Below are 26,737 nucleotides of genomic sequence, written 5' to 3'. Positions count from 1 at the left end.
CTAGATCTCCAGGATCTTGCGCAGAAAGCGGCCGGTGTGGCTCTCCTCGACCAGGGCGATCTCCTCGGGGGTGCCGGCAGCGACCAGCGTGCCTCCCCTGGAACCGCCCTCCGGGCCCATGTCGAGGACCCAGTCGGCCGTCTTGATGACGTCGAGGTTGTGCTCGATGACGATCACCGTGTTGCCGCCCTCGACCAGCCGGCCGAGCACGCCGAGCAGCCTGCGGATGTCCTCGAAGTGGAGCCCCGTGGTCGGCTCGTCGAGCACGTAGATCGTCCGCCCGGTCTGGCGGCGCTGCAGCTCGGAGGCGAGCTTGACGCGCTGCGCCTCGCCACCGGACAGCGTCGTGGCGGGCTGCCCGAGGCGGACGTAGCCGAGGCCGACGTCGTTGAGGGTCTGCAGGTGCCGCTTGATCGCCGGGATCGCCTCGAAGAACGCGAGCGCCTCCTCGATGGGCATGTCGAGGACCTCGGAGATCGTCTTGCCCTTGTAGTGGACTTCCAGCGTCTCGCGGTTGTAGCGGGCGCCGTGGCAGACCTCGCACGGGACGTAGACGTCGGGCAGGAAGTTCATCTCGATCTTGATCGTGCCGTCGCCGGCGCACGCCTCGCAGCGGCCGCCCTTGACGTTGAAGCTGAACCGGCCGGGCTGGTAACCGCGGACCTTGGCCTCGGCGGTGGCCGCGAACAGCTTGCGGACGTGGTCGAACACGCCGGTGTAGGTCGCCGGGTTGGAGCGCGGGGTGCGCCCGATCGGCGACTGGTCGACGTGGACGACCTTGTCGACCAGATCCATGCCGTTGATCCGCGAGTGGCGCCCGGGCACCGCACGGGCGCCGTTGAGCTCCTTGGCCAGCGCGGTGTAGAGGATGTCGTTGACCAGTGTCGACTTGCCCGATCCGGACACACCGGTGACCGCGGTGAAGACCCCGAGGGGGAAGTCGATGTCAACGCCCTTGAGGTTGTGCTCGCGCGCCCCCTTGACCGTGATCTGCCGCTTCTTGTCGCGCTTGCGGCGCTTGGCGGGGATCGGAATGCTCCGGCGGCCCGACAGGTACTGGCCGGTCATCGACTCCTCACTGCGCAGGAGGTCCTGGACCGTGCCGGAGACGACGACCTGACCACCGTGCTCGCCCGCGCCGGGACCGATGTCCACCACCCAGTCGGCGGCGGCGATGGTGTCCTCGTCGTGCTCGACGACGATCAGCGTGTTGCCCATGTCGCGGAGCCTGACCAGCGTGTCGAGCAGCCGCATGTTGTCGCGCTGGTGCAGGCCGATCGACGGCTCGTCGAGCACGTAGAGGACGCCGACCAGACCGGAGCCGATCTGCGTGGCCAGCCGGATGCGCTGCGCCTCGCCGCCGGCCAGCGTGGCGGCCGCCCGGTCCATGGTGAGGTAGTCGAGACCGACGTCGAGCAGGAAGCCCATCCGGGCGTTGATCTCCTTGACCACCCGCTCGGCGATCTGCATGTCGCGGTCGGACAGCTTGAGCGCCGCCAGGAACTCGGCGCACTCGCCGATCGACATGGCCGACACCTCGGCGATCGACCGGTCGGCGACGGTGACCGAGAGCGAGACCGGCTTGAGCCTGGCGCCCCGGCAGACCGGGCACGGGATCTCCCGCATGTAGCCCTCGAACCGGTCGCGCGAGGAGTCGCTCTCGGCCTCGGCGTGCCTGCGCTGCACCCACGGGATGACGCCCTCGTAGGTGGTGTAGTAGGAACGCTGACGACCGTAGCGGTTGCTGTAGCGGACGTGGACCTGCTCGTCGTGGCCGAACAGCAGCGACTTCTGCGCTTTCTTCGGCAGTTTCTCCCAGGGCGTGTCGAGGGTGAAGCCCATGGCGTGGCCGAGCGCCTCGATCAGCCTGGCGAAGTATTCGCTGGTGTGACCGCCGGACCAGGGATGGAGCGCGCCCTCGCCGAGCGCGCGCTCGGGGTCGGGCACGACCAGGTCGGGGTCGACCTCCATCTTGGTGCCGAGGCCGGTGCACTCGGGACAGGCGCCGAACGGCGAGTTGAACGAGAACGAGCGCGGTTCGAGCTCTTCGAACGACAGGTCGTCGTAGGGGCAGTAGAGGTGCTCGGAGTAGAAGCGCTCCCGGCCAGGATCGTCTTCGGGCAGGTCGACGAACTCCAGCGTGATCGTGCCGCCGGACAGCTGCAGGGCGGTCTCGACCGAGTCGGTGAGCCTGCGCCGGGCCGACTCCTTGACCGACAGGCGGTCGACGATGACCTCTATGTCATGCTTCTCGTACTTTTTCAGGACCGGCGGCTCCTCCAGCCGCACGACCGTGCCGTCGACCCTGGCCCGGGCGAAGCCCTTGGTCTGCAGCTCACGGAACAGCTCGCCGTACTCGCCCTTGCGGCCCCTGATGACGGGGGCCAGCACCTGGAAGCGCGTGCCCTCCTCGAGGTCCATCACCCTGTCGACGATCTGCTCGGGCGTCTGCCTGGCGATCGGGCGGGCGCAGACCGGGCAGTGCGGCTTGCCGATGCGCGCCCAGAGCAGCCGCAGGTAGTCGTAGACCTCGGTGATCGTGCCGACCGTCGACCGTGGGTTCTTGCTGGTGGCCTTCTGGTCGATCGAGACCGCGGGCGACAGGCCCTCGATGAAGTCGACATCGGGCTTGTCCATCTGGCCGAGGAACTGACGGGCGTAGGCGGAGAGCGACTCGACATAACGACGCTGCCCCTCGGCGAAGATCGTGTCGAAGGCCAGGCTCGACTTGCCCGAGCCGGACAGGCCGGTGAAAACGATCAGAGCGTCTCGCGGGAGGTCGAGTGAGACGTCCTTGAGATTGTGTTCTCGTGCACCACGCACGATCAGGCGGTCTGCCACGGTGATCCCGATGTCGAAGAGGCGGATAGGTCCACGGGGATGGTAGACGGGGGCTCCGACAATTTCGGCGGGTCGCTGTCCACCCTCCGAAAATCCGTCCCTCTCAGGTTACGGCCTCCCGCCACCCCGGCAGGATGCCTTCTCCAGTCAACCGCATGACCTGGCCTTTTATGCCAGGGCCAACGCTCCACCACAGGTGATGAAATATCTGGCATGACAGTTATTCCTGCGCTGCAAGCCGAGCTGGCCGTGGCCACCCACCACCTGCTGGCCACGGCGGCGACCCTGTCCGACGGCGACGTCTCCGCCCCCTCCCGTCTCCCCGGCTGGACGAGAGGGCACGTCCTGACCCACGTGGCCCGGAACGCCGACAGCCACGTCAACCTGCTCACCTGGGCCAGGACCGGCGTCAAGACACCACAGTACGCGACCCCCGAGGCCAGGCAGGCCGGGATCGAGGCCGGATCCGGCCGGGGGGCCGCCGAGCAGCTGGCGGATCTGGAGGACAGCGCCGCCCGCCTGACCGCGGCCATCGACGGGCTGCCCGGGGAGGCCTGGTCCGCACCGGTCGCCGGCCTGCGCCCGACGTCGCATCCCGCCTGGTACATCCTGGTCAGGCGGCTGCGCGAGATCGGCATGCACCACGTCGACCTCGACGCCGGCTTCGGGCCGGCCGACTGGTCCGGGCCGTTCGTCACGCGTGAGCTGCACGACTGCCTGCGGACGTGGCCGTACGAGCGAAGCCCGGTCAGCGAGATCAGGATGCTCAGCGCGGACGGGACGCCGGCCGGCACCTGGCGGGGACTCGGCGACGGACCGGCGGTGGAAGGCCTGCGGGCCGACCTACTGGCCTGGCTCACGGGCAGGTCCGACGGGCGGGGGGTTAGGCTGGTGTTGGCGGGGCAACGGTCCGGGCCCGGCCCGGCGACCGTCCCGGCGCCGCCGCCGTGGCTGACGACGCTCGCTCCCGCTGATCTGCCCGAGACGCCCCCGAAGGACTATCCATGACCTACACAGGCGACGTCCAGGTCGGCGGTCCCGCCGACGTCCGCGAGCTGGCCAAGCTGACGATCTACAAGCTGGCAGTCGGGCCTTATGACAACAACGCCTACCTGCTGCGCTGTGTCGAGACCGGCGACGGGCTGCTCATCGACGCGGCCGCGGAGGCCGACCGGCTGCTGGCCCTGATCTCCGACCAGCCGATCAGTTCGGTGGTCACGACCCACCAGCACGGCGACCACTGGCAGGCGCTGGAGCAGGTGGTCAAGGTGACGGGCGCCAAGGTGCTCGTGCATCCGCTCGACGCGGCCGCGCTGCCGCTGCCTGCCGACCGGACCGTGGAGCACGGCGACCGCATCACGGTCGGCGTGGTCACCCTTGAGGTGATCCACCTGCGCGGTCACACGCCGGGCGCGATCGCGCTGCTCTACGACGGGGGCGGCTCCGACCTGCACCTGTTCACCGGCGACTCGCTCTTCCCCGGCGGGGTGGGCAACACGTGGAACGACCCCGAGCGTTTCACCCAGCTCTACACCGACGTGGTGGAGCGCGTCTTCGACCGGCTGCCCGACGAGACCTGGGTCTACCCGGGCCACGGCAAGGACACCACGCTCGGCGCCGAGCGCCCCTCGCTCCAGGAGTGGAAGGAGCGGGGCTGGTAGCTCAGCGCCCGGCGAGGACCTTGGCGATCCGCTGGGCCGCGAGCGCGGGGTCGTCGGCGAGCCCGACGACCTCGCCCCACGACCAGCGGTAGAACCATCCGTCGGCCAGCGGCACGCAGTCGACGGTCTCGGCGAGGATCGCGGTGTCCGGGTCGCTGATCCGCAGCGCGGGCGGATGAGCGCGCAGAATGGCGGTCAGCCCGCGGGCTTCGAGCTCCTGGGCCAGTTTGCCGAGGAAGTACGTGCGCGTGTGCTCGCGCGGCATGGCCGACATGGCTCCATCAAAGCCGAAGAAGGCCGAAAAATCGCCTTAGTTGCTGATGACCCGCTCGGCTTCCCTGCGCTGCGACCGCTTGTAGAACAGCATCCGGAGCGGGATCGCCGCCACCAACGCGATCTGCATGGAGGCGCCGATCATGATGGGCAGGTCACCACCCTCCGGCCGCGCCACCCAGAAGGCGAGGAATGCGACGTTCACCATGATCCATCCGAGGACGACCGCGGCGAGCTGCCCCTTGGGCTTGGGATACTCGATGCGGCTGACCATCAGCCAGGCGACGCCGAGCACCGCCAGCAGCGCGTAGATGCTGGGCTCGAACAGCAGCACGATGGAGATCACGGTCATGGCGCCCATCGGGATGGGCAGCCCCATGAAGTCGCCGCTCTTGGTCTTGACACAGGCGAACCTGGCCAGGCGTACGACTCCCGCGACGAGCACGGCACCCGCGGCGGCCAGCACCGCGACGAACGGCACCTGGTGCGTGAAGCCGCCCCAGATCACGACCATGAACGCGGGAGCGAACCCGAAACTGATCACATCGGCGAGGTTGTCGAGCTCGGCGCCCATCGCGGAGGCACGGAACCGGCGCGCGACCAGACCGTCGAACAGGTCACAGGTGGCACCGATCAACAGCAGCACCACCGCGGTCGCGAAGTAGCTCGGCGCGGGGGTGAAGTCACCGCCGTCCTTGAGCGACTGGATGGCGGAGGAGGCCAGAACACAGACCGCGAGAAAACCGCAGAGGGCGTTGCCCAGGGAGAGAGAGTCGGCGGCCGAGAGCCGGAACGCCTTTCCGACCGGGCCCCGGAGTTCTTCCTCTTCCTCCTGCCAACTGCCGGCATCAGCCGTGGTCAATTCTGGTCACCCCCGCAATCGTCTTCTCGCCCACGGACACCGCGGGAGAGATCCCTTCGGGAAGGTAGATGTCGACCCTGGAACCGAACCTGATGAGGCCGATGCGGTCGGTCTGCGCGACTTTGGCGCCCGCGCTCAGATACGGCACGATCCTGCGCGCCACCGCGCCCGCGATCTGCACCATCTCGATGTCACCGAGCGCGGTGTCGAAATGCCACACCACGCGTTCGTTCTGGTCGCTGTCCTTGTTGAAAGCCGGCAGGAAGCCACCCGCCACATGCTGCACGGACAGGACATTTCCCGCAAGAGGGGCACGGTTGACGTGCACGTTCAGCGGGCTCATGAAGATCGCGACACGGATGCGGCCGTCGGGCCAGGGGTCGATGCTCTGCACGACCCCGTCGGCCGGCGACAGGACGCGCCCCTCGCCTGGCGTGCGGTCGGGGTCACGGAAGAACCAGAGCATGCCGCCGGTGAGCGCGCCCAGCGGCAGCGCCGCGAGCGCCCATCGCCGGTCCCGGCGCGTCAGCAACGCGGTGGCGGCCGCCGCGGCCACCGTGGGGATGAGCCACGGGGACACCCCGCGCGCGAGTCTGAGGCGGTTCGACTGGGCAGAATCGTCTGACACGGACAACCTTTGGTGGTGGCTGGACTGGGCGCTTTGCCGTGATGTTACGGGGTCAGCAACTATTACACGGCGGAACTACACAAGCAAAGCGCCTCGAAAGCCATTTAGCTAGCCCCTGGTAGGGCTGCTTTCCTCGCTCCTGCGCGCGTCTGCGCGGGCCTTGACCAAGCTGGCCACAGTGGTGATGACCATGGTGCTGCCGATGACAGTGAGCGACAACCAGATGGGGATTTCGGGCGCCCAGGAAACCCCACTGGCGTGCAAGGCCTCCGATATCAGCTTAACCCCGATGAACCCGAGGATGAACGCGAGACCGTAGCTGATGTAAACCAGGCGCTGCAGCAGCCCGCCGAGCAGGAAGTACAGCTGACGCAGGCCCATCAGGGCGAACGCGTTGGCGGTGAACACCACGAACGGGTCGGTGGTGAGGCCGAAGATCGCCGGAATCGAGTCGAGCGCGAACAACAGGTCGGTGGAGCCGATGGCGATCATCACGATCAGCATGGGCGTGACCATGCGCTTGCCGTCGATCTTCACGGTGATCTTGGAGCCGACGTATCCCTCGGTCGTCGGGAACGCCTTGCGCACCCACCTGAGCAGCACGTTCTCGTTGAAGTCCCCCTCGTCGTCACCCTTCATGTGCCCGCGCACGATGTTGACCGCGGTGTAGATGAGGAACACACCGAACACGTAGAACAGCCAGCTGAACCGCTCGAGGGCGGCGGCGCCGAGGGCGATGAAGATGCCGCGCATGACCAGCGCGAGCAGGATGCCGATGAGCAGCACCTTGTGCTGGTAGGCCTTCGGCACCGCGAACCGGCTCATGATGATGAAGAAGATGAACAGGTTGTCGACACTCAGGCTGTATTCAGTGATGTAACCGGCGAAGAACTCACCCGCCTTGGCGGCACCCGCCGTCATCCAGAGCACCACGCCGAAGGCGGCGGCCAGCGTGATGTAGAACGTGACCCAGTAACCGGCCTGCCGCATCGAGAATTCGCGGGCCTCGCCCCGGTCGACTATCCACAGATCGACGGCGAGGATGACCAGCAGACCGCCGATCACGGCGATCCAAGCCCACAAGGGTACGCTCACGTGACTAAACCTCCGGCATGCGAGAAAAAACTGCCGGAGGTCTCTCCCGCCCGCCGAACACGCGGACCGGCAGCCCCGGGGGCCCCGTGGAGCGGGGCTACACCGTGATGACGAGGCTGCCGCGAAGGGATACTCCCCTCCCTTAACGCACGCAGTATACGAGAACGCTTAACCCTCGCCTAATCCTTCGTGCGATCTTCCTGTCCATAATCGGACATAATTCTCTCCACCGCGTCATCCGCGTCCGGCAGTTCAGCGCCGCGCCGCGCGGACGCCTCCGCCATCCTCTCCACCACCCCCGGATCCCCAACCAGCTCCTGTACGGCACGGCGCAGCGCCTCGACGTCCCCGTACGGGACCAGCACGCCGGCACCGCCGAGCAGGTCCGGAATCCCGCCCACCTCGGTCGCGATCACCGGCCTGCCCACCATGAGCGTCTCGCTGAGGCTGAGCGGCTGCCCCTCCCACCGGGCGGTCGCCACCACCGCGGTGGCGGCGGCGAGCAGGTCGGGCACGTCGTCACGGTTGCCGAGGAGCGTCACGGGCAGCCGCTCGGCGTCGATCCTGGCCTGCAGCGGCTCCCACAGCGGCCCCTCCCCCGCCACCACGAACAGGGGCGACCGCTCCGGGTCGTCGTCCGGCCACGGGCCGCGCGCGACGTCGAGCAGGGTGTCGAGGCCTTTCTGCTGCGCGAGCCTGGCGATGGTCAGCAGGACGGGACGCCGCCCGGCGCCCAGTTCGGCCCGCACCTCCTCGGGGCCGCGCCGCGCGGGCGGCGGCGGGGGCGCGGGCACCACGGCGGCTCGCACGTCGCGGGCCCCGAGAGCGGCCATCCGCTCGCCGAGATCGGGCGAGACGACGAGCACCCGGTCGGCTCGCCCGGCCACGACGCGTTCCAGCAGCCCGTAGACGAGCCCGATGAGCCCGCCTGCGGTGAGCGCGTTGTGCAGCGTGACGACCAGCGGCGCCCGCGCCGCGACCGCCCGGGACGAGCCGCGCCGGGGAGAGCGGCGGCCCAGCGCCGCGAGCGCACCGGCCCGCAGGCCGTGGGCGTGCACGACGTCGGCGCCACGGGTCAGCCGCCTGATGGCGAGCACCGCCCGCGCGTCGTTGAACGGATGCGGCCGGTCCGAGACGGTCACCTCGGCGAAGCGGGCGCCCGCGCCGGTGTAGGAGAAACGCTCCTCGACGCTGCGCGGCCCGACGACCAGCACCTGGTGGCCGCGCCGGACCAGCCCCTCCACCAGCATGTGGACGTGCCTGCCCGTGCCGCCGGACGTGGTGCCCAGCACGAATGCCACCCGCACAGGAGTTCCTTTCTCTCAGATCCCGCCCGGCCCGCGCGACGGACCGCCGCGCGTGAGCCGACGGGCCACCGCCCGGGCGTCGGCCCGGTCCACCAGCGCGACGACCAGCCCTCCGGCGGCCGTCGCCACGATCGCGGCCAGGACGACCGCGCCCATGTTGGGCCAGATGCCGCGCGCGCCGATCCAGGCCACCACGGCGGCGCCGGCCAGGTAGGCGGCGCCGCCGCCCGCCACGGCGGCCACGGCGGCCCGGCCCAGTCCCTTCGCCGTCCCGCGTCCCCGGGCGGACACGACGGATGCCAGCAGCAGTCCGCCTCCCACGGTCATGCCCACCGTCATGCCGAGCGCCAGCCCGGCGATCTTCCAGCCGTCGGGGAAGGCCGGCACGAAGACGACCTGCGCGGCCATGACGACGAGCCAGCCCGCCACGGTGCCGGTCGCCGCGGCCCGGCTCTTTCCGGCGGCGTAGAGGACCCGGGTCAGGTGCGCGATGAGCCCGTAGCCGATGAGGCCGGGCGCGAACAACGCGACGGCCCGGGCGAAGTCGGCGGCCGGCACGTCGCTCTTGAAACCGAGGAACACCACGGCGCCCGGCCCGGCGACGGCGGCCAGCACCCCGGCGGCGAGCCCGGACACCAGCACCACCGCCCGCGTGGTGCCCGCCGCCAGCGTGACGAAGCCATCGCTGTCCGCCGCCTCCGCCCGCGCGGACAGGCGCGGGAAGGCGCTGGTCGCGATGGGCACGGCGAGCACGGCGTAGGGCACCAGGTAGATCGCCCACGCGTAGTTGTAGACCACGATCGCGCCGTTGCCGATGACGTTGTTGGACAGCAGCAGCACCACGATCATCGCTGCCTGCTGGGCGAGCAGCGCGGCGACCCCGGCCAGCGCCAGCCTGCGCACCTGCCTCGCGACGCCCTCGGGGAAACGCAGCGTGGGCCGCCAGCGCAGACCGAGCCCGGCCGTTGGGCCGATCACGGTGAGCACGAGCGCCAGTACGCCGAGGCTGGTGCCGACGGACAGGGCCAGCTCGGCCGAGGGCACGGCGCCCGGGTCGGTGTCGCCACCGCTGAGCGGGACGAACACCAGGTAGGCGACGATGACGACCACGCTGGACACCAGGGGCGCCAGGGCGGGCGAGGCGAAGCGGTGGTGTGACTGGAGCACGCCGTACAGCACGACCGCCACGCCGTACAGAGGGATCTGGGGGGCGAACACCACCAGCATGCGGGTGGCGACGGCGGTGACCGCGCCGGCGTCGCACCCCTTCAGGGCGTCGCCGAAGAACAAGCCGGCGACGGGCTCGGCGAACAGCGCGGTGAGCAGGCCGAGCGGCACCAGCACGACGACCACCCAGGTCATCAGTGCGGAGCTGATCCACTCCACCCGCTCCCGCCCCGCCGGCGCCTCGGCGCCGGCCGCGCCCGCGAGGACCGGGACCACCACGCCGGCCAGAGCCCCGCCGACCACCACCTCGAAGATGATGTTGGGCACCTGGTTGGCGGTGGCGTAGGCGGTGGCCAGGCAGTTGGTGCCCACGGTCTGGGCGAAGGCGTACTGCTTGGCGAAGCCCATGACCCGCGCCAGGATGGTGATCGCGCCGATGAGCAGGGCTCCACCCGCCACGCCACGGGCCAGCCTCGAGGTCACGACGCCCGCCTGTAGCCGGTCACGCTGACATCCTGGCAGGCCACGCGGATGACCGGTCCGCCGAGCCAGGTCCGGTCACACGGCGGCGGCCGGGCGGCGGCCGAGCATGTCGAGACGGTTGAGGACCTGGTTGCCCGCGATCACCTTGGTGAAGCTGACCTTCTCGGCCGCGGCCGTGAGCGCGACGACGGTGCCGAGCACCGCGAGCCTGCCCGGCCGGCCCAGCCCGGTCACGGCCGCGAGCCCGAGCAGGGCACCCAGCGCGTTGGCTCCGGCGTCGCCGAGCATGGCCCGCTCGCCGAGGTCTTCGGGCAGCAGCGCCGCGGCCGCCCCCAGGGGCACCGCCGTGAGGGCTGCGCTCACCGGCCGGTCACGAAGGAGGGAGGCGGCCAGCAGCGGCCCGCCCGCGAGCAGTCCGACCTTGATCGCCCGTCCGGGGCGCAGGTCGAAGAGATTGGCCAGGTTGGCGGCGCCCGCGACGGTGGCGCCGTTGACCAGGGTGTCGACCGGGCCGGTCGAGACGAGCGCGGCGGCGCCGAGACCGGTGGCGCCGATGCCGAGGATCTTGACCGCGCCGCTGGTGACCTCGCCACGCGTGAGCGCGCTCAGATGTCCCTTGAATCCCTTGGAGGACGTCGTGCCGTACAGGTCGTCGTAGGCGCCGAGCGCTCCGCTGCCGCCCCCGGCGAGCAGCGCCGCCAGCCGTACCCGGGTGGGGAGGCCGGGCGCGCACGCGAGCGCGGCGCCCGAGCCGGCCACGAACGCGGGCCCTTCGAGGAGGGTGATGGGCTCGCCCCGATGGTTCTTGCGGGTCCAGCGGTCACCGGGGTCGCCCTGCCCGCGCCCGCGGGTGAGCGCGGTGTAGGCGGCACGGGCGGCGGCGGCGCCGAGAGCGGCGCCGGCGAGTGCGTAGAGCAGGCCACGGGCCATGTCAGCTCCCTGACTCGTTGGAGGGGGACGGGGACGAGGTGGGCAGCGCGGGCATGGGCCCCGAGGCTCCGGCGCCGATGCCGTACTGGCCGACGCCGCCGCGCGCCTGCTCCCGCAGAGCGTAGACGATCACGATCTGGCCCGCCGGCATGTCGGGAGTATCGACGGTGGAGACACGCTTGGCGATGTCGCCGTCGTCACGGACCGTGGTGAGCGCGCCTCCGGGGCCGACCGCGGAGCTCCCGCTGCCGGTCATCACCGTGCCCTTGCCGCCCGCGTCGAGCCCGCCGGCGAGCGAGGCCAGGGCGCCGGCCTGGACCGCGGCGTACTTGCCCTCGAAGGGCTCCTCCGGCGCGAACATCACGGCGAGGGTGGCCCGCTTCTCGGGCTCGTCGTCGACGCTGAGCAGGCCACCGGTCTCGAAGCCGTCGAGCACGGCCGCGGTGGCCTGGTTGGCGGTGCCCGCCTGGCCCTGGTCGGTGGTCATGAGCGTGGCGGCGAGCAGGGTGGACGCCTTGTCGTAGGTGGCGGCCCCCTCGGTGAACACCATGTCGGCGGGCTTGAGCTGGTTGACCAGCCCGTCGATCAGGCCGGCGTTGGCGGGGTCGAGGTATTTGTCGGTCAGCGTCACCCGTCCGGTGATCGCCGCTCCCGCCTGCAGGAGGACCTGGTGCTGCGCCTCGCGGTTGGCGGAGCTGGAGCCCGGCGCCTCGATCAGCAGCACGTGCTCGCCGTTGAGCTCGCCCGCGACGAGCTTGGGCGTGAGCTCGCTGACGAACGCGTCGTTGCCGGCTTCCCGGCCCTGCAGCAGGTTGACCTGGGTGCGCAGCTCCTCCTTGGTCTTGGCCAGCTGGGCGGTCAGCTCCTCGGCCGACTTGAGAGCGGGCTCCTGCAGCAGCGTGGTGCCCAGGACGATGCCCACGGCGAGCGCGAGGAAGATCGCGACGATGGAGACAAGGTGATAGCGAAAATCGATCACGAGAAGAGTCCGACCAACCAGAAGATGAATGCGTTCCAGACGTCCTGCAGGCCGTTGAGCCAGGTCTGGCCGAGCGGCGACAGGAAGAGCGCCACGCCCATGGTGATCAGCGCCGTGATCACCAGCAACAGCAGTTGCGGCGTGGAGATGCGGCTGCGATAGAGCCTGCTGACGCCCTTGGCGTCGATGAGCTTGCTGCCGACGCGCAGCCGGGTGAGGAAGGTGCTGGCCATCCCGGACCGGCCCTTGTCGAGGAACTCCTCGAGGGTACCGTGGGTGCCGACGGCGACGATCAGCTCGGCGCCCTTGTCGTCGGCCAGCAGCATGGCGATGTCCTCGCTGGTGCCGGTGGCGGGGAAGAGCACGGCCTCGCGACCGAGCTGGTGGACCCGTTCGAGGCCCGGAGCTCTGCCGTCGCGGTAGGCGTGCACGACCAGCTCGGCGCCGCAGGTGAGCGCCTTGGTGGAGACCGAGTCGAAGTCGCCCACGATCACGTCGGGCAGATAGCCGGCCTCGAGCAGCGCGTCGGCGCCGCCGTCGACGCCGATGAGCACCGGCCGGTATTCGCGAAGGTAGGGGCGCAGCGTCGCGATGTCTTCCTTGTAGTGGTAGCCGCGCACCACGATGAGGGCGTGCCGGCCCTCCATCGGGGTGCGGATGTCGGGCACCCCGACGCCGTCGATGAGCAGCTTGCCCTCGCCGCGGACGTACTCCATGGTGTTGACGGCGAAGGCCTCGATCTGCACGGCGAGGCCGGCTCGGGCCTCGGCCATGGCCGCGTCGACGGCCTCGGCCGTCTGCTCGTCGCCCTTGCCGGCGAGCTCGTCGTCAAGGTAGACGACACCCTCGTGCAGGCGGACGACGTCGCCGTCCTGGACACGTTCGAACAGCTCCGGCGTGGCGTTGTCGACGAACGTCACGCCCGCCTCGACAAGAATCTGTGGCCCCAGGTTGGGATAGCGGCCGCTGATGCCCGCCGCCACGTTGACCACGGCCGCGACACCACACGCGACGAGAGCCTCCGCGCTGACCCGGTCCACGTCGACGTGATCGATGATCGCGATCTCACCGGGCTGGAGGCGCTTGGTCAGCCTCTTCGTCCGCCGATCGACTCTCGCCACAGCCGTGACACCGGGAAGGTCCGCGACCTTCTTCGCACGGAGGCCCGGCATTCTGCTCCCCGGAACCTTCATCATGACCATCCTGCCAGAGTGAAACGGCGGGGAGGCCATTCAGTACGCGGTGTGTCCGCTATGTCACATCGGATCACCGGTCTGCCGCGGCCAGCCCGAGGAGTTCTTCGGCATGTGCCCTGCCCAGCTCGGAATCCTCCAGTCCGGCCAGCATGCGGGACAGCTCGCGGACCCTGCCCTCATGGTCGAGCGCCAGCACGCCGCTGCGCACGACGCTGCCGTCACCGGCCTTCTCGACCACGAGGTGCTGGTCGGCGAAGGCGGCGACCTGCGGCAGGTGGGTGACGACCACGACCTGCGCGGTGCGGGCCAGCCGGGCCAGCCTGCGGCCGATCTCGACCGCGGCCTTGCCGCCCACTCCGGCGTCGACCTCGTCGAACACGAAGGTCGGCACCGGATCGGCACCGGCGAACACCACCTCTATGGCGAGCATGACCCGGCTCAGCTCGCCGCCCGAGGCGCCCTTGTTGAGCGGCAGCGGCGGAGCGGCGGGGTGGGCGGCCATGCGCAGCTCGACCTCGTCGACGCCCTCGGGGCCGAAGTCGGCGGCCTGGGTGAGCTGGACGACGACCCTGGCGTGGGGCATGGCGAGCGCGGTCAGCTCCTCGGTGACGGCCTGCCCGAACCGCTCGGCGGCCGCCTCACGCACGGCGGTCAGCTTGGCCGCCAGCTCGGTGAGCTGCGCGGTCAGCTCCTCCTGCTCGCGGGTCAGCTCCTCGATGCGGTCGTCGTCTCCCTCGAGGTCGGCCAGCCGGGCCGCCGCCTCGCGCGCCCAGGCCAGCACCCCGGCGCTGTCCTCGCCGTACTTGCGGATCAGCCCGGACAGCAGCGACCGGCGTTCCTGCACGGCGGCCAGCCGGGCGGGGTCGGCCTCGATCGACTCGGCGTAGGCGGCCAGATCGGTGGCCACGTCGGAGATCAGGTAGCCGGCCTCGGCCAGCCGCTCGGCCATCCCGGCCAGCTGCGCGTCGAAGTCGCCCGCCGCCTCGACGGCCGCGCGCGCCTCACCGAGCAGCGAGATCACGTCCCGGGCGTCGCTCGCCGCCTCCATCGGGTCGCCGAGCAGCGCCGTGTGGGCGCCCGTGGCCGCGCCGCGCAGGGCGTCGGCGTGCGAGAGCCGCTCCTCCTCGCCGCGCAGCTCGACATCCTCGCCCGGCTTGGGATCGACCTTCTCGATCTCCTCCAGGCCGAACCTGAGCCGGTCGGCCTCGTGGGCACGCTCGCGTGCCCGGGTGGTGAGCTCGTCGAGCAGCGCGCTCACCTGCTTGTGCCGTTTGTACGCCTGCGTATAGGCACGCAACGGCTTGACCAGGCCGTTTCCCGCGTAGCGGTCGAGCGCGGCGCGCTGTCTGGCGGGCTGGAGCAGGCGCTGCTGGTCCATCTGGCCGTGCACCGCCACCAGGTCGTCGGCCAGGTAGGTCAGGGTGCCGACAGGGACGCTGCGACCGCCGAGCCAGGCCCTCGACCGGCCCTCGGCGGAGACGGTGCGGGAGATGAGGAGCTCGCCGTCGTCGACGTCGCCGCCGAGGTCCTCGACCTGCTGGGCCACCCGGCCGCCGGTCTCGATGACGAGCGTGCCCTCGACGGTGGCCTTGTCGGCGCCCGGCCTGATGCGCGACGGGTCGGCCCGGCCACCGAACAGCAGCCCGAGCCCGGTGACGACCATCGTCTTGCCCGCGCCGGTCTCGCCGGTGACCACGTTGAAGCCCGGCGAAAGCTCGAGCACGGCCTCATCGATGACGCCGAGCCCCTGGATGCGGACCTCCTCGACCCTTGGTCGCACTGCCCACTCCCGTCGCTCCGAACACCTGTGCGCATGATCCTACGCGCCTCACCGCTCATTCACTCAGGGACGCACCCTTCCGCGCCACCCCTGAACGGGCAGTTCGAACTTGGCGACCAACCTGTCGGTGAAGGGCGCGCCGGTGCTCTCCACCCCGTGCAATCGCGCCAGCCGTACGGGATCGGAGCCCCTGCGGACCTCCACCCGGGTGCCGGACGGCAGGTCGAAACGGCGTCGCCCGTCGCACCACAGCACCCCGCCGGGCGTGTCGGGCAGGATCTCGATGGCCAGCGTGGAGCGCGGCGAGACCACCAGCGGCCTGGCGAACAGCGCGTGGGCGCTGATCGGCACCATGAGCAGCGCCTCCACCTCCGGCCAGACCACCGGGCCGCCGGCGGAGAAGGCGTAGGCGGTCGATCCGGTCGGGGTCGCGCAGATCACCCCGTCGCAGCCCCAGCGCGACAGGGGCCGCCCGTCGATCTCGGCCACGACCTCCAGCATGCGGTCGCGCTTCTCCACGGTCGCCTCGTTGAGCGCCCATGTGTCGGCGATGACCTGCCCGTTCTGCCGGGCCAGGACGTCGATCGTCATGCGCTCCTCGACGTCGTAGCGGCCGGCGACGACGCTGTCGACCGCCGCGGCGAGGTCGGCCACCTCGGCCTCGGCCAGGAACCCCACGTGCCCGAGGTTGACGCCGAGCAGCGGCGTGCGGGTGGGGCGGGCGAGCTCGGCCGAGCGCAGCAGCGAGCCGTCGCCGCCCAGCACGATCATGACTTCGGCGCCCTTGGCAGCGTCGGCGTCGCCGGGCACCACCTTGGCGCCCGGACAGGCGAGCTCGGGCGCCTCCAGGTCGAGCACTCTGACGGTCAGTCCGGCGTCGACCAGACGGCTGATGACCAGGCGGGCGCTGTCGACGGCCGCCTCTCTCCCGGTGTGCACGGTGACCAGGACGGTCCGGTTCATTGCGGCCCCTCCGCGACGGCACGCCGGATCTCGGCCTCGAGGTCGGCGACCGGCGGCGCGCCCTCGCCCTTGCCCAGCCAGAGGAGGTATTCGACGTTGCCGGAGGGCCCCGGCAGAGGGCTGGCGGTGACGCCGCGCACCTCCAGGCCGAGCCGGACCGCGCTGCCCGCCGCCTCGCGCACGGCTCCCGCCCTGAGCTCGGGGTCGCGCACCACCCCGCCGGCTCCCACGAGCTCCCTGCCCACCTCGAACTGCGGCTTGACCAGCATCACGAAGTCGGCTCGCGGAGCGGCCACGCCAGCCAGGGCGGGCAGCACGAGCCGCAGCGAGATGAACGACAGGTCGCCCACGACCAGCGTGGGCGGCTCGCCGACCATGTCGGGGGTGAGGTCTCGGACGTTGACCCGTTCCATCACGGTGACCCGCTCGTCGGTGCGCAGCGACCAGGCCAGCTGACCGTAGCCGACGTCGACGGCGAGCACGTGGGCGGCGCCCGCGCGCAGCAACACGTCGGTGAAACCGCCGGTGGACGCGCCCGCGTCGAGGCAGCGGCGGCCCTCGACGGTCAGGCTCTCGAACGCCTTGAGCGCGCCGAGCAGTTTGTGGGCTCCGCGCGAGACGTAGTCGGGCCCGTCGGGAGACTCGGCCACGACGATGGGTGAGGCGGTGTCGACCTGCGTGGCCGGTTTGCCCGCCCGACGGCCGCCGACGGAGACCCGGCCGGCCTCGATGAGCTGGGCCGCCTGCTCACGCGACCGGGCGAGGCCCCGTCGTACCAGCTCGCTGTCCAGACGGATCCGGCGGCTCACTGGTCGTCCACGTCGGCGAGGGCGGCCTCAAGCCCGGAGAACGCCTCCTCGAACACCGCCACATGGTCGCTCACCGGCAGCCCGGCCAGACGACCGAGGCCGTCGAGCACGGCGTCGACCCGCTCGTCGCCGGTCTCCTCCGGCAGCGCACTCATGACACGACGGTAACGCCTCTCGGGAGCGCCCGGCACCTTGGCAGGCGTGTCAGACGTTGAAGGGTCATGGCGGCCGCGATTGATGTGGAACGCTACGTCCCAGAGGTCAGAAAGGATGGGCACCATGGCAAGCGTCGAGGAGTGCCGGGCGGCACTGGCCAAGCTCGTCGCCCAGTTCGACGAGATCGACGAGCAGGACCGGGCCAGGCACGTGGTCGAGCGCACGGTCAGTTGCCGAATTCCCGACCTTGCCGTGACGTTCTACGGCCGCCTGCACCACGACGGACTTGACCCGTTTCTTGAGGAACCTCCCACGGACGGCAGATCCGCTGACGTCAGGCTGACGATCGGCAGCGACGATCTCGTGTCGATGGTCAACGGGGAGCTCGACCTGGCCCGCGCGCTGCTCGGGGGCAAGGTGAAGATCGACGCGAGCTTCGGCGACCTGCTGCGCCTGCGTCGTCTGATCTGACGGCCCGCTGACCTGAGTCGCCTCGCGGATATTCAGTGACTTCATCAACTGTTTGGCGACGGGCGAACACCTGGGTCTCCTCATCGGCGCCACTGCCGGCCGTGGACTGCGGGCACCGTGGACTGCGGGCACCGTGGACTGCGGGCACCGTGGACTGCGGGCACCGTGGACTGCGGGCACCGTGGACTGCGGGCACCGTGGACTGCGGGCACCGTGGACTGCGGGCACCGTGGACTGCGGGCACCGGGGGCTCCTTGCAGTTCGCCCGCCAGACCGCTGAACGCGCCGCCCGAGCCGAGCCGCCGTCACGCGACGCGGTCGAGCACGTGCTTGACCGCGTCCTCCTCCGCCCGTCCGGCTCCCGCCGCCGCCCACGCGGCGTCACAGGCGGCACGCAGGCCGTCGATCCGGCTCCCGTCGCCCTCCAGTCGCAGCACGCCGTCCACCCAGCGGGCCCGCCAACCGCCGCAACCGCCGTGCCGCACCTCCGGGTAGGGCTCGAGCAGCGCCGACAGATCCTCCGACAAGTACGTCGGCCGCTGCCGGGGACCGGCAGTGAGCAGGTCGAGCGGTGTCGCCACTCCGGTGAGCACCACCAAGCCGTCCACGCCCGCGTTGACCGCCCCCTCGATGTCGGTGTCCAGCCGGTCGCCCACGACCAGCGGCCGGCGGGCCCCGGTGCGGATCACCGACTCCCGGTGCAGCGGCGGGTCGGGCTTGCCCGCGTACAACGGCTCCACGCCCGTCGCCGTGGCGATCACCCGCACCATCGAGCCGTTGCCCGGTAGCTCACCGCGGCCGGTGGGCATGGTGTGGTCGCCGTTGGACGCGACGAACAGCGCTCCCTGCCGCACCGCCAGCGCGCCCTCCGCCAACAGCCCGTAGGAGAGTCCCGGCGCGAAACCCTGCACCACCGCGGCGGGCGCGTCCAGCGCCGTGGTCACCGGCCGAAGACCCCTGTCTCGCACCGCCAGCCGCAGGCCGGACCCACCGACGACCAGCACGTTCGACCCCGGTGGCACCCGTTCGGAGACCAACCGCGCGGCCGCCTGAGCGGAGCTTACGACGTCGTCGGCCGTCGCCGGCACGCCCAGCCTACGCAGATGGCCGGCGATGACCGCGGGGGTGCGCGAGGCGTTGTTGGTGACGTACGCCAGGCGGACACCCGTGCCCTGTGCCGCCTCCAGCGCCTCAGGCGTGCCGGGAACCGCGTGGTCGCCCAGGTAGACGACCCCGTCGAGGTCGAGCAGCAGGGTGTCATAACCGTCGATCAGCACAGCGCCTCATTCCGGTTCGGCTCTCACGTCGCGTGAGACCTTAGCGTCGGGGACCTCCTACCCACCCTAGGAAGGCCGACCATGTCCGAACCACCCGATCTCACCCCAGCACAGCCCGATCTCACCCCAGCACGGACGGAACCGTTCGGCGATTTCGCCGCCGAAGACGCGCGTACGAGATCCACCACGGCCTTGGCGAGCCGTACAGCGCTCCTGCCCGCCATCTCACATGAAGCGGACTTCACCTTAAGTAGCGCAGGTCACATCTCGCGGCGGGCACGCAAGGTGGCGCGGACGCTCTTCAAAGCGGACACGTAGTGGCCCTCGTCCGGGCGCATGGCCACGGCGATCGCGAGGGGCTCCTGGGCTCCCTCCACATCGCCCGTCCGCCACAACGCCAGGCCAAGCCCGAAATAGGCGTAGTCCTCCGCCGGATTGGCGTCCACGATCTGGCGGAAGCTCGCGGCGGCGTCAGAATACTGCCGCGAGTTGAACTGCGCCCGGGCCAGAGCCTCACGGATGCTACGGGAGTCGGGCTCGGCCGTCGCGGCACGCTCGAGCAGGGCCGCGGCAGCCGCGGGACTACCTTCGCGGAGCAGCTTCACCCCCCGCTGATACCACTCGTATACGTCCCCCTCTGGGGCTCCAGGGGAATCATCGTGGACGTTTCGTCCTTGGACCATGCGTGAGGCCTCCTTCTGCAGACGACGGATCCGCTGGACACCGCGATCTCGGAACGGCTGAGGTGTGGGGATTTCCGGAAGACTCGGATCTTTATGGGAGCATGCCCGGTATGGGGATTCATGAACTGCCGGTACCCGATGGACTGGTGCTGCGGCCCTTCCGTGGCGTCCGTTTCACTGTCGACGAGCCCGCCAGGGTGACCTCCCCGCCCTACGATCTGATCTCCGACGGCGACGTCCGCGTACTCCTCAACGCACATCCCAACAATGTCGTCCGCCTCATCCTTCCCGGCGCGTCGCCATCGTTTCCGCCCACGTCCGGTGGCGCGTCTTCTGACCCTTCCCCCGCCAGCCGGTCCGACAAGCCCCTCGAAGAGAGGTATGTCGAGGCCCGGGACACGTTGCGCGCCTGGCTCGACTCCGGCGTGCTGGCATCGGACGAACGCCCGGCGCTCTACGTGTACGAGCAGAGCGGCCCCGGCGTGCTGCAACGCGGGATCATCGGCGACGTGGCCCTCACTGACCCCGCGCGCCGCATCATCCTGCCTCATGAGGACGTGCTGCCCGGCCCGGTCGCCGACCGTCTCGCGCTCATGAGCACCACCCAGGCCAACCTGGAACCGATCTTCCTCCTGTACGACGGCGCCCAGAGCACGGCCACCACCCTGGTGGACGAGGTGGCCGTGAACCGTGCGCCGCTGGTGAGCGCCCGGACAGAGGACGGCCTCGACCACCGCCTCTGGGCGATCACGGACCAGGCGGAGATCGACGCCGTCAACGCCGACCTCCGCAGCCGCCAGGCCCTCATCGCCGATGGTCACCACAGGTACGCGACATATCGCGTACTCCAACGTCAGGAGCACGCCGCGCGCGCGACGTCTCAGCCCAGCCCCCTGGACGTCGCCGCCTCGTCGCCGCCCGGCGCCTCGGGCTCGGCCGACGAGCGGGCGCTGGGCCCGTGGGACTTCGGGCTGGCGCTGCTCGTCGACTCCTCCGCGTACCCGCCCGACCTGAAGGCCATCCACCGGGTCGTCCCAGGCCTGCCGCTGGACGAGGCGGCCGCCAGGGCCAAGGGTTCGTGGCGCGTACAGGACCACCCGACCCTCACCGAGGGCCTGGCCGCGCTCGACGCCGCCCCGGAACCGGCCTTTCTGATCGCCGGCGAGGGCGGCTGCCACCTGCTGACCAATCCTGACCCGGTGCAGCTCGCCCTCGCGATGCCCGCCGACCGCTCCGACCGATGGAACTCCCTGAACACCTCGATCCTGACGGAGTTCGTCATGCCGCGGGTGTGGGGCATGCGGGATGACGAACAGGCCGTACGCGTGGTGCACCACGACGCGGAGGCCGCTGCCCGGCTGGCCGTCAGCATGGGCGGCACGGCCGTGATCCTCAAGCCTCTCGCCGTCGAGGACGTGCTGGCCGTGGCCGCCAGCGGCGAACGGGTGCCCCGCAAGTCCACTTCCTTCGGCCCCAAGCCCCGCACCGGCCTCGTCCTGCGCACCTTCGCCATCGACTGACCTCCCCGCTCATCCGCAGGAACCGCGCCACCGGCCTCACAGGGACCTGATCACGAGCCTCCGGACGCGGCGTCCTGAGGAGGGCCGCAGGTGAATCAGGCGCCCGGGACCATGGCCACGGCGCTACGGAGTGGGGATTCAGCCCGCTCGAGCGAGGGATGCCACCGCACGGGGTGGCCGGGTGACGAGGTCCACGGGCGTCACCTCGGGAACCGGGCACGTCGCCTCCTCTACTGCCTTGGCAGTGAACACCTCCACCTCGTAACGCCAAACCTTGGCGGTGGCCGGGCCGTAGATGCGGCAACGAAAGGCGCCCATGACCTCCAGGGTGTCCTGGAGATCGAGACTGCGAACGAAGGCGGCCGTCTCGGGGTCGAAGGTCACGCACGGGATGCTGTCCGTCAGAGCCTCACCTCGCTTGTGACGGCGGCGCCGTCGTACGACCAGGCGCCATTTCGTCAGGGTGTCGCCGCTCGGCAACGTCTTGTCCTCGGCTGCCATGGACAGCCTCCCCACCAGCACGACCTCGTTGCGGTCCACTGTCGTCCTCCCGTCTGTGGTCTGGTGAGGATCACTCTCTACGATGAGCAGAGAGCCGGATCGGCCGAACGCCGTTCTGGGGACAGTGGCCGACGCTCGGGAGCTGCCTGTGGACAACATCACCGCCCTAGGCGGAGACGTGTATGAAATCGACACGAGAATGGCGGGGTATTCGGGCATCACCGCTGGATATCTGATCCTGGGGGATCGGCCGTGTCTCGTCGAGACCGGCACCTCGACGTCGGCCCCGATCGTGCGCGACGCGCTGGCCTCGCTTGGCGTCGGACCTCAGGACCTGGCCACGGTCGTCGTCACGCACATCCACCTCGACCACGCCGGAGGGGTCGGGGACATCGCGAGATTCTTCCCGAACGCGCAGATCGTCGTGCATGAGAAGGGCGCCAGGCATCTGGCCGACCCATCGCGACTGATGGCCAGCGCCCGGATGGTGTGGGGCGACCGGCTCGACACGCTTTTCGGTGAATTGTCCCCCACCGAGGCCGAGCGGATCGTGGCGCTGGGCGACACCGGCGCCATCGACCTGGGCAACGGCAGGACACTGAACAGCCACTACTCCCCCGGTCATGCCAAGCACCACGTCGGCCTGATCGATTCGGGCACCGGTGACCTCTACGTAGGCGACGCGGCCGGAGTCTACCTGCCACAGACCGGCGACCTGCGTCCGGCCACCCCGCCGCCGGACTTCGACCTGCGGACGGCACTCGACTCGATCGCGTTGTTCGGGGCGCTTGGGCCGCAACGGCTGCTGTTCAGCCACTATGGGCCCGTGGACGCGGTACAGGAGACACTGGAACGCTCTGCGGAGGAACTCCGCATCTGGGTCGATCTGACCCGCCAGGCGCATGCGGAGGGCGTGGATCTGGACCACGCCGTCGCCATGGTCAGAGAACGCACCAAGGAGCGCTACACCGCACTGAAGTCCGATGACGAGACGGCCGAACAGTTCGAACTGCTCAGCGGCGCCGCGTCCAACGTGGCCGGCATCATCCACTGGCTCGACCGCGTCTCACCGTAGAACCTCAGATTGCTGCGGCGGGTGACCCCTGGGGGCCACCCGCCGCAGTAACGTCTCATAAGACGTCAGTTGTCGTGCTTGGGATGTTCCTTGGCTGGTTCGTCAGGCTCATCCAAGATGTCGCCGAAGTCCGGCTCGATGAACGCCAGGTTGATGTCGGGCGTATCGCCCTTCACCACAACCGTCTCACCAGCGGCCTCCCCGTCATCGTCGGAGTCCACCCCGTCACCGGACACTCCGGTGTCGACGCCGTCAGCCGATTCGGGGACAACCTTCGCACCAGCCGACGATATTGACTCGGAGACGGCCTCTGTTTCACCGGATTCCGCCGAGGTCAGATCCTTCGCCTCCGCCGCTTCGTTCACGTCGCCTGCCCCGGTGGCGTCCGTCGTGTCACCAATCACCGGTGACTCCGGAACATCCTCCGTTTCAGGCGACTTCGCGGCGACGTCCTTGGGCTCGGTCGTCTCCGGGCCGTCCTGCTTGCCGCCGAGGTCCGATGGCGCCACGTCCGCGGCACCCTCCGGCTCGGCGCTGTCCCGCGTTCCGGCTTCACCGTCAGCGGGCGCCGGCTTCTTCGTCTTGTCGGGCAGATCTTCGGCAGGGGTCAGGACGGCTTCCGCGTCCTGTTCATCCGCCTCGAACTCGTCATCGAAGTCCTCTTCGATGTCCTCGATGACAGTGCCGGTGAGCTCGGCGTAGCGCTCCGCCGCGTCGGTCTCGCCGTCTTCGTCGAAGGCCATCGCCCTGGCGAACCAGTCAGTCGCCGCCTCCGGGTGGCCCGCTTCGGCCAGCGCGTCGGCGTACGCGAATGCCAGCCGCGCCGACCACGGCTTCGGCTGCGGATCACGTAGCTCGGGCAGGCGCTGCAAGATGATCACGGAGGCGTCGTGCTGACCGAGGTCGCGGCGCGCACCGGACTCGACGATGGACAGCTCGATGCGCTCAGCCCGTTCGAGACGCTCAGCCTCAGGCGACCGGACCAGGTCGAGGGCCCGTTCGGGGCGGCCAAGGCCCCTCTCGCAGTCGGCCATAATCGGGAGGTACGCGTCCGATCCGGTCATCCGCCTGGCGGCACGCAGGTCACTGAGCGCCTCGGCGAAGTTGCCGGCGCGATAGGCGACAATGCCCGCCGCCTCACGGACGACACCGATGCGGGCCGCGAACCTTCGCGCCACCTTGGTGTGCTCGTGCGCCTTGTCGGTGTCATCCTCTTCGAGTGCGCGCTCCGCGGCGACGAGGTGCCTGCCCACCAGTTCGGCAAGGTCCGTAGGCAGCGAACGGAGTTCGTCACGTACTTCCTTGTCGAGTTCGTCGGCGGTGATGTCAGGCGCGAGCTCCGGCATGCTCTCACGCCCCATGTTGTCCTCGCGGTCATTCCGGCCATACCGGGCACGGGTGCCGTCCTCGGGGTGCTCCTGGCGATCACGCGAGAAAGGTCGCGCCCGGTCATCCCGGTAGCCGCCTTCGCGCCGCGGACCCCGGTCATCCCGGTAGCCGCCCTCACGCCGCGGACCCCGGTCAGCGCCCTCGCGACGAGGGCCGCGGTCGTCACGGTCACGGAACGAACGCCGATCATCATCACGACGAGGTCCACGATCATCGCGGTCGCGGAAGGGACGGCGCTCGTCATCGCGACGCGGACCGGCACCGTAGCCGCCCTCGCCGCGCGAGCCCCGGTCACCGCCTTCGCGACGCGGACCACGGTCTCCGCTGTAACCGCCCTCGCGACGGGGACCGCGATCACTACCGTAACCGCCCTCACGGCGCGGGCCGCGATCGCCGCTGTACCCACCCTCGCGACGCGGGCCACTGTCCCCGCGCGAACCACGGTCTCCGCTGTAACCGCCCTCGCGTCGCGGACCGCGATAACCGCCTTCACCGCGCGGACCACGATCCGCGCCGTAACCACCCTCACGACGAGGACCGCGATCATCACGCTCACCGAACGAACGCCGGTCATCGTCACGACGCGGACCACGATCACCGCCGTACCCGCCCTCACTGCGCGGGCTGCGATCATCGCGGTCACGGAACGAACGCCGATCGTCATCACGACGCGGACCACGATCACCGCCGAATCCACCCTCACTGCGCGGGCTGCGATCATCGCGGTCACGGAACGAACGCCGATCGTCATCACGACGCGGACCACGATCACCGCCGAATCCACCCTCACGACGCGGACCGCCGTACCCGCCCTCGCGACGGGGACCACGATCCGCACCGTAACCACCCTCACGACGAGGAGCGCGATCATCACGGTCACGGAACGAACGCCGATCGTCATCACGACGCGGACCGCGATCATCGTTGTAACCGCCCTCGCGACGGGGACCGCGATCACTACCGTAACCGCCCTCACGGCGCGGGCCGCGATCGCCGCTGTACCCACCCTCGCGACGCGGGCCACTGTCCCCGCGCGAACCACGGTCTCCGCTGTAACCGCCCTCGCGTCGCGGACCGCGATAACCGCCTTCACCGCGCGGACCACGATCCGCGCCGTAACCACCCTCACGACGAGGACCGCGATCATCACGCTCACCGAACGAACGCCGGTCATCGTCACGACGCGGACCACGATCACCGCCGTACCCGCCCTCACTGCGCGGGCTGCGGTCGTCACGGTTACGGAAGGATCCCCGGTCGTCATCACGACGCGGACCACGACCACCGCCGTACCCGCCCTCACGACGAGGAGCACGATCATCGCGGTCACGGAACGAACGCCGGTCATCGTCACGACGCGGACCCCGGTCACCGCCGTAACTACCTCTCGGGGCGCTGTCACGGTTGCCACCGCGGTCGTCCCGGCCGCGGAATCCAGGCCGCTCCGTCTGGTGTCCCCGGTCCCGCGACGAGTGGCGGTCGTCACCATCACGCCGCTGTCCACGGTCGTTGGAGCGCTCGCCGGAACGGAACGGACGGTCGCCCCTGGTTTCGCGCTCCTCGCGCCCGCGGGAACCGGCCTCACCCTCTGTATTTCTGGGCGACCGCCTTTCCTCGCTGTCGCCGCGCCCGGACTGTCCGCCGTCCGATCCGTTATCTCTGTTCACTTCTGGTCCATTTCGTTGGCTCACTCAGCGAGATCCGTACGCAAATCACGGTCTGCCGTGGCTGGTCGCCGCCCGCCCTCGGGCCTTACGCGACGAAGGCCACCCGTGGGGGCGGCCCGCTCCTTCTCAGCGTAGCAAGCTCCAGAACGTCCACGCGCCTGACGAGAGCCTTATTGAGTCGCCTCCAAGACGTACGTCCGGAACACTGCTATGCATGTCACTGCGTTTCCACGAGATCGCCGAGTCCAGGCACCGGATACTGAACCCCCTCACGGACGACAAGCTCAACCTGCTGGGGGAGATCTGCGGCATCACCCCGGAAACTCGCCAGCTGGACCTGGCTTGCGGCAAGGGAGAGTTGCTGGCTCGCTGGGCATCCCGCTACGGCCTGACAGGGGTCGGCGTGGACATCAGCAAGGTCTTTCTCGCTGCTGCCCGAGACCGCGCCCACGAGCTCGGAGTCTCCGAGCAGGTGACCTTCGTCGAGGCCGACGCCGCAGAATACAAGGACAAACCAGGAGCGTACGACATCGTCTCCTGTCTCGGTGCGACCTGGATCGGCGATGGTCTGCTCGGCACTCTCGACCTGATGCGCCCACCATTGCGTGCCGGCGGGCTGGCCCTGGTCGGTGAGTGCTACTGGGCGACCCCTCCCCCAGACGAGGCTTACGAATCACTCGGAATCGCCCGGGACACGTTCACTTCGCTCGCGGGCACGGGCGAACGGTTCGAAAGCGCCGGCCTCGAATTGGTGGAAATGGTCATGTCCAACGTGGACAGCTGGGACAGGTATGTAGCCAGCCAATGGTGGACGCTCAGCGAATGGCTCCAGCACAACTCAGAGGATCCCGACGCTCCGGCCATTCGTGACTTCCTCAACCAGTCGCGGCGCTCTCACCTTGAGTACGGCCGGCAGTACCTGGGATGGGGTGTCTTCGTCCTCCGCTCCTAGTACGGCAGCCGCCATTCGTTAGTTGACCTGGAGATAGGCGGTGGTCAGGCGGGCTCGGTGATGGAACCAGCG

25 protein-coding genes are annotated in these 26,737 nt (G+C 70.0%); 7 read left to right on the top strand and 18 right to left on the bottom strand.

Going from position 1 to position 26,737, the window contains the following annotated elements; genetic code table 11:
* Nucleotides 1-2,841 (bottom strand): excinuclease ABC subunit UvrA, encoded by a 2,841-nt coding sequence (uvrA, locus tag AC5L3X_RS16685; RefSeq protein WP_494857836.1) that lies wholly within the window; start codon nt 2,839-2,841, stop codon nt 1-3.
* A gap of 213 nt (nt 2,842-3,054) precedes the next feature.
* Here uvrA and AC5L3X_RS16680 point away from each other — a divergent pair, with 213 nt between their 5' ends.
* Nucleotides 3,055-3,849 (top strand): maleylpyruvate isomerase family mycothiol-dependent enzyme, encoded by a 795-nt coding sequence (locus tag AC5L3X_RS16680; protein WP_494857835.1) that lies wholly within the window; start codon nt 3,055-3,057, stop codon nt 3,847-3,849.
* A complete protein-coding gene (locus AC5L3X_RS16675; RefSeq protein ID WP_189126843.1) occupies nt 3,846-4,502 on the top strand; it encodes an MBL fold metallo-hydrolase in 657 nt (218 codons plus the stop codon). Before AC5L3X_RS16680 ends, AC5L3X_RS16675 begins: the two co-directional genes overlap by 4 nt.
* Nucleotide 4,503: 1 nt before the next feature.
* Here AC5L3X_RS16675 and AC5L3X_RS16670 read toward each other — a convergent pair whose 3' ends face one another.
* From AC5L3X_RS16670 to AC5L3X_RS16610, 13 genes are all read right to left on the bottom strand, one after another.
* Nucleotides 4,504-4,776, bottom strand: coding sequence for a hypothetical protein (locus tag AC5L3X_RS16670; RefSeq protein ID WP_225263750.1), 273 nt, complete (start codon nt 4,774-4,776; stop codon nt 4,504-4,506).
* 36 nt (nt 4,777-4,812) lie between these two features.
* Complete coding sequence (gene pssA / locus AC5L3X_RS16665) at nt 4,813-5,637, bottom strand: CDP-diacylglycerol--serine O-phosphatidyltransferase (protein ID WP_189126842.1); 825 nt, start codon at nt 5,635-5,637, stop codon at nt 4,813-4,815.
* Nucleotides 5,624-6,265, bottom strand: coding sequence for a phosphatidylserine decarboxylase (locus AC5L3X_RS16660; protein WP_494857833.1), 642 nt, complete (start codon nt 6,263-6,265; stop codon nt 5,624-5,626). The genes pssA and AC5L3X_RS16660 overlap by 14 nt, the downstream gene beginning before the upstream one ends.
* A 108-nt stretch (nt 6,266-6,373) precedes the next feature.
* Nucleotides 6,374-7,360 carry a TerC family protein gene (locus AC5L3X_RS16655; RefSeq protein WP_189126946.1) on the bottom strand — a complete coding sequence of 329 codons (987 nt, stop codon included), beginning with the start codon at nt 7,358-7,360 and terminating at the stop codon, nt 6,374-6,376.
* A 179-nt stretch (nt 7,361-7,539) separates the two neighbouring features.
* Nucleotides 7,540-8,667, bottom strand: a complete 1,128-nt coding sequence (locus tag AC5L3X_RS16650) for a glycosyltransferase family 4 protein (protein WP_494857832.1) — start codon at nt 8,665-8,667, stop codon at nt 7,540-7,542.
* Between the two features lie 15 nt (nt 8,668-8,682).
* Entirely contained in the window at nt 8,683-10,317 is a 1,635-nt protein-coding gene (gene murJ / locus AC5L3X_RS16645) for a murein biosynthesis integral membrane protein MurJ (RefSeq protein WP_494857831.1), read from the bottom strand.
* Between the two features lie 75 nt (nt 10,318-10,392).
* Nucleotides 10,393-11,247 (bottom strand): hypothetical protein, encoded by an 855-nt coding sequence (locus AC5L3X_RS16640; protein ID WP_189126839.1) that lies wholly within the window; start codon nt 11,245-11,247, stop codon nt 10,393-10,395.
* A 1-nt stretch (nt 11,248) separates the two neighbouring features.
* Nucleotides 11,249-12,226, bottom strand: a complete 978-nt coding sequence (locus AC5L3X_RS16635) for a copper transporter (protein WP_494857829.1) — start codon at nt 12,224-12,226, stop codon at nt 11,249-11,251.
* Nucleotides 12,223-13,419: a putative cytokinetic ring protein SteA gene (gene steA, locus AC5L3X_RS16630; protein WP_189126944.1), complete on the bottom strand. Its 1,197-nt coding sequence runs from the start codon at nt 13,417-13,419 to the stop codon at nt 12,223-12,225. The genes AC5L3X_RS16635 and steA overlap by 4 nt, the downstream gene beginning before the upstream one ends.
* Before the next feature lie 73 nt (nt 13,420-13,492).
* Complete coding sequence (recN, locus tag AC5L3X_RS16625; RefSeq protein WP_494857827.1) at nt 13,493-15,202, bottom strand: DNA repair protein RecN; 1,710 nt, start codon at nt 15,200-15,202, stop codon at nt 13,493-13,495.
* Between the two features lie 63 nt (nt 15,203-15,265).
* Nucleotides 15,266-16,165 (bottom strand): NAD kinase, encoded by a 900-nt coding sequence (locus AC5L3X_RS16620; RefSeq protein ID WP_494857825.1) that lies wholly within the window; start codon nt 16,163-16,165, stop codon nt 15,266-15,268.
* Nucleotides 16,162-16,974, bottom strand: a complete 813-nt coding sequence (locus tag AC5L3X_RS16615) for a TlyA family RNA methyltransferase (protein ID WP_494857823.1) — start codon at nt 16,972-16,974, stop codon at nt 16,162-16,164. Before AC5L3X_RS16615 ends, AC5L3X_RS16620 begins: the two co-directional genes overlap by 4 nt.
* Entirely contained in the window at nt 16,971-17,129 is a 159-nt protein-coding gene (locus AC5L3X_RS16610; protein ID WP_189126834.1) for a hypothetical protein, read from the bottom strand. The genes AC5L3X_RS16615 and AC5L3X_RS16610 overlap by 4 nt, the downstream gene beginning before the upstream one ends.
* A gap of 124 nt (nt 17,130-17,253) precedes the next feature.
* On the opposite strand from AC5L3X_RS16610, the gene AC5L3X_RS16605 reads away from it, so the two are divergent.
* Complete coding sequence (locus AC5L3X_RS16605; RefSeq protein ID WP_494857821.1) at nt 17,254-17,601, top strand: SCP2 sterol-binding domain-containing protein; 348 nt, start codon at nt 17,254-17,256, stop codon at nt 17,599-17,601.
* Nucleotides 17,602-17,906: 305 nt separating this feature from the next.
* Here the strand turns inward: AC5L3X_RS16605 and AC5L3X_RS16600 are convergent, their stop codons facing one another.
* Together AC5L3X_RS16600 and AC5L3X_RS16595 are read right to left on the bottom strand one after the other, a co-directional pair.
* Nucleotides 17,907-18,878 (bottom strand): HAD-IIA family hydrolase, encoded by a 972-nt coding sequence (locus AC5L3X_RS16600; RefSeq protein ID WP_494857819.1) that lies wholly within the window; start codon nt 18,876-18,878, stop codon nt 17,907-17,909.
* A 260-nt stretch (nt 18,879-19,138) separates the two neighbouring features.
* Entirely contained in the window at nt 19,139-19,561 is a 423-nt protein-coding gene (locus AC5L3X_RS16595; RefSeq protein ID WP_494857818.1) for a tetratricopeptide repeat protein, read from the bottom strand.
* A gap of 110 nt (nt 19,562-19,671) precedes the next feature.
* Here AC5L3X_RS16595 and AC5L3X_RS16590 point away from each other — a divergent pair, with 110 nt between their 5' ends.
* On the top strand, nt 19,672-21,081 hold the full coding sequence (locus tag AC5L3X_RS16590; protein ID WP_494857817.1) for a DUF1015 family protein: 1,410 nt from the start codon (nt 19,672-19,674) through the stop codon (nt 21,079-21,081).
* A gap of 138 nt (nt 21,082-21,219) precedes the next feature.
* On the opposite strand, the gene AC5L3X_RS16585 is transcribed toward AC5L3X_RS16590, so the two are convergent.
* Nucleotides 21,220-21,621: a single-stranded DNA-binding protein gene (locus tag AC5L3X_RS16585; RefSeq protein ID WP_494857816.1), complete on the bottom strand. Its 402-nt coding sequence runs from the start codon at nt 21,619-21,621 to the stop codon at nt 21,220-21,222.
* A 160-nt stretch (nt 21,622-21,781) separates the two neighbouring features.
* On the opposite strand from AC5L3X_RS16585, the gene AC5L3X_RS16580 reads away from it, so the two are divergent.
* Nucleotides 21,782-22,657, top strand: coding sequence for an MBL fold metallo-hydrolase (locus tag AC5L3X_RS16580; RefSeq protein WP_494858198.1), 876 nt, complete (start codon nt 21,782-21,784; stop codon nt 22,655-22,657).
* A gap of 65 nt (nt 22,658-22,722) precedes the next feature.
* Here AC5L3X_RS16580 and AC5L3X_RS16575 read toward each other — a convergent pair whose 3' ends face one another.
* Nucleotides 22,723-24,003, bottom strand: coding sequence for a hypothetical protein (locus tag AC5L3X_RS16575; protein WP_494857815.1), 1,281 nt, complete (start codon nt 24,001-24,003; stop codon nt 22,723-22,725).
* 66 nt (nt 24,004-24,069) lie between these two features.
* Between AC5L3X_RS16575 and AC5L3X_RS16570 the strand changes: the two genes are divergently transcribed.
* Nucleotides 24,070-25,848, top strand: coding sequence for a hypothetical protein (locus tag AC5L3X_RS16570; RefSeq protein ID WP_494857814.1), 1,779 nt, complete (start codon nt 24,070-24,072; stop codon nt 25,846-25,848).
* Between the two features lie 79 nt (nt 25,849-25,927).
* Nucleotides 25,928-26,665: an SAM-dependent methyltransferase gene (locus AC5L3X_RS16565; RefSeq protein WP_494857813.1), complete on the top strand. Its 738-nt coding sequence runs from the start codon at nt 25,928-25,930 to the stop codon at nt 26,663-26,665.
* Nucleotides 26,666-26,737 lie beyond the last annotated feature (72 nt).

It is taken from the genome of Nonomuraea sp. CX421, from assembly GCF_059358955.1.
This window is presented reverse-complemented; position numbering and strand designations above follow the sequence as displayed.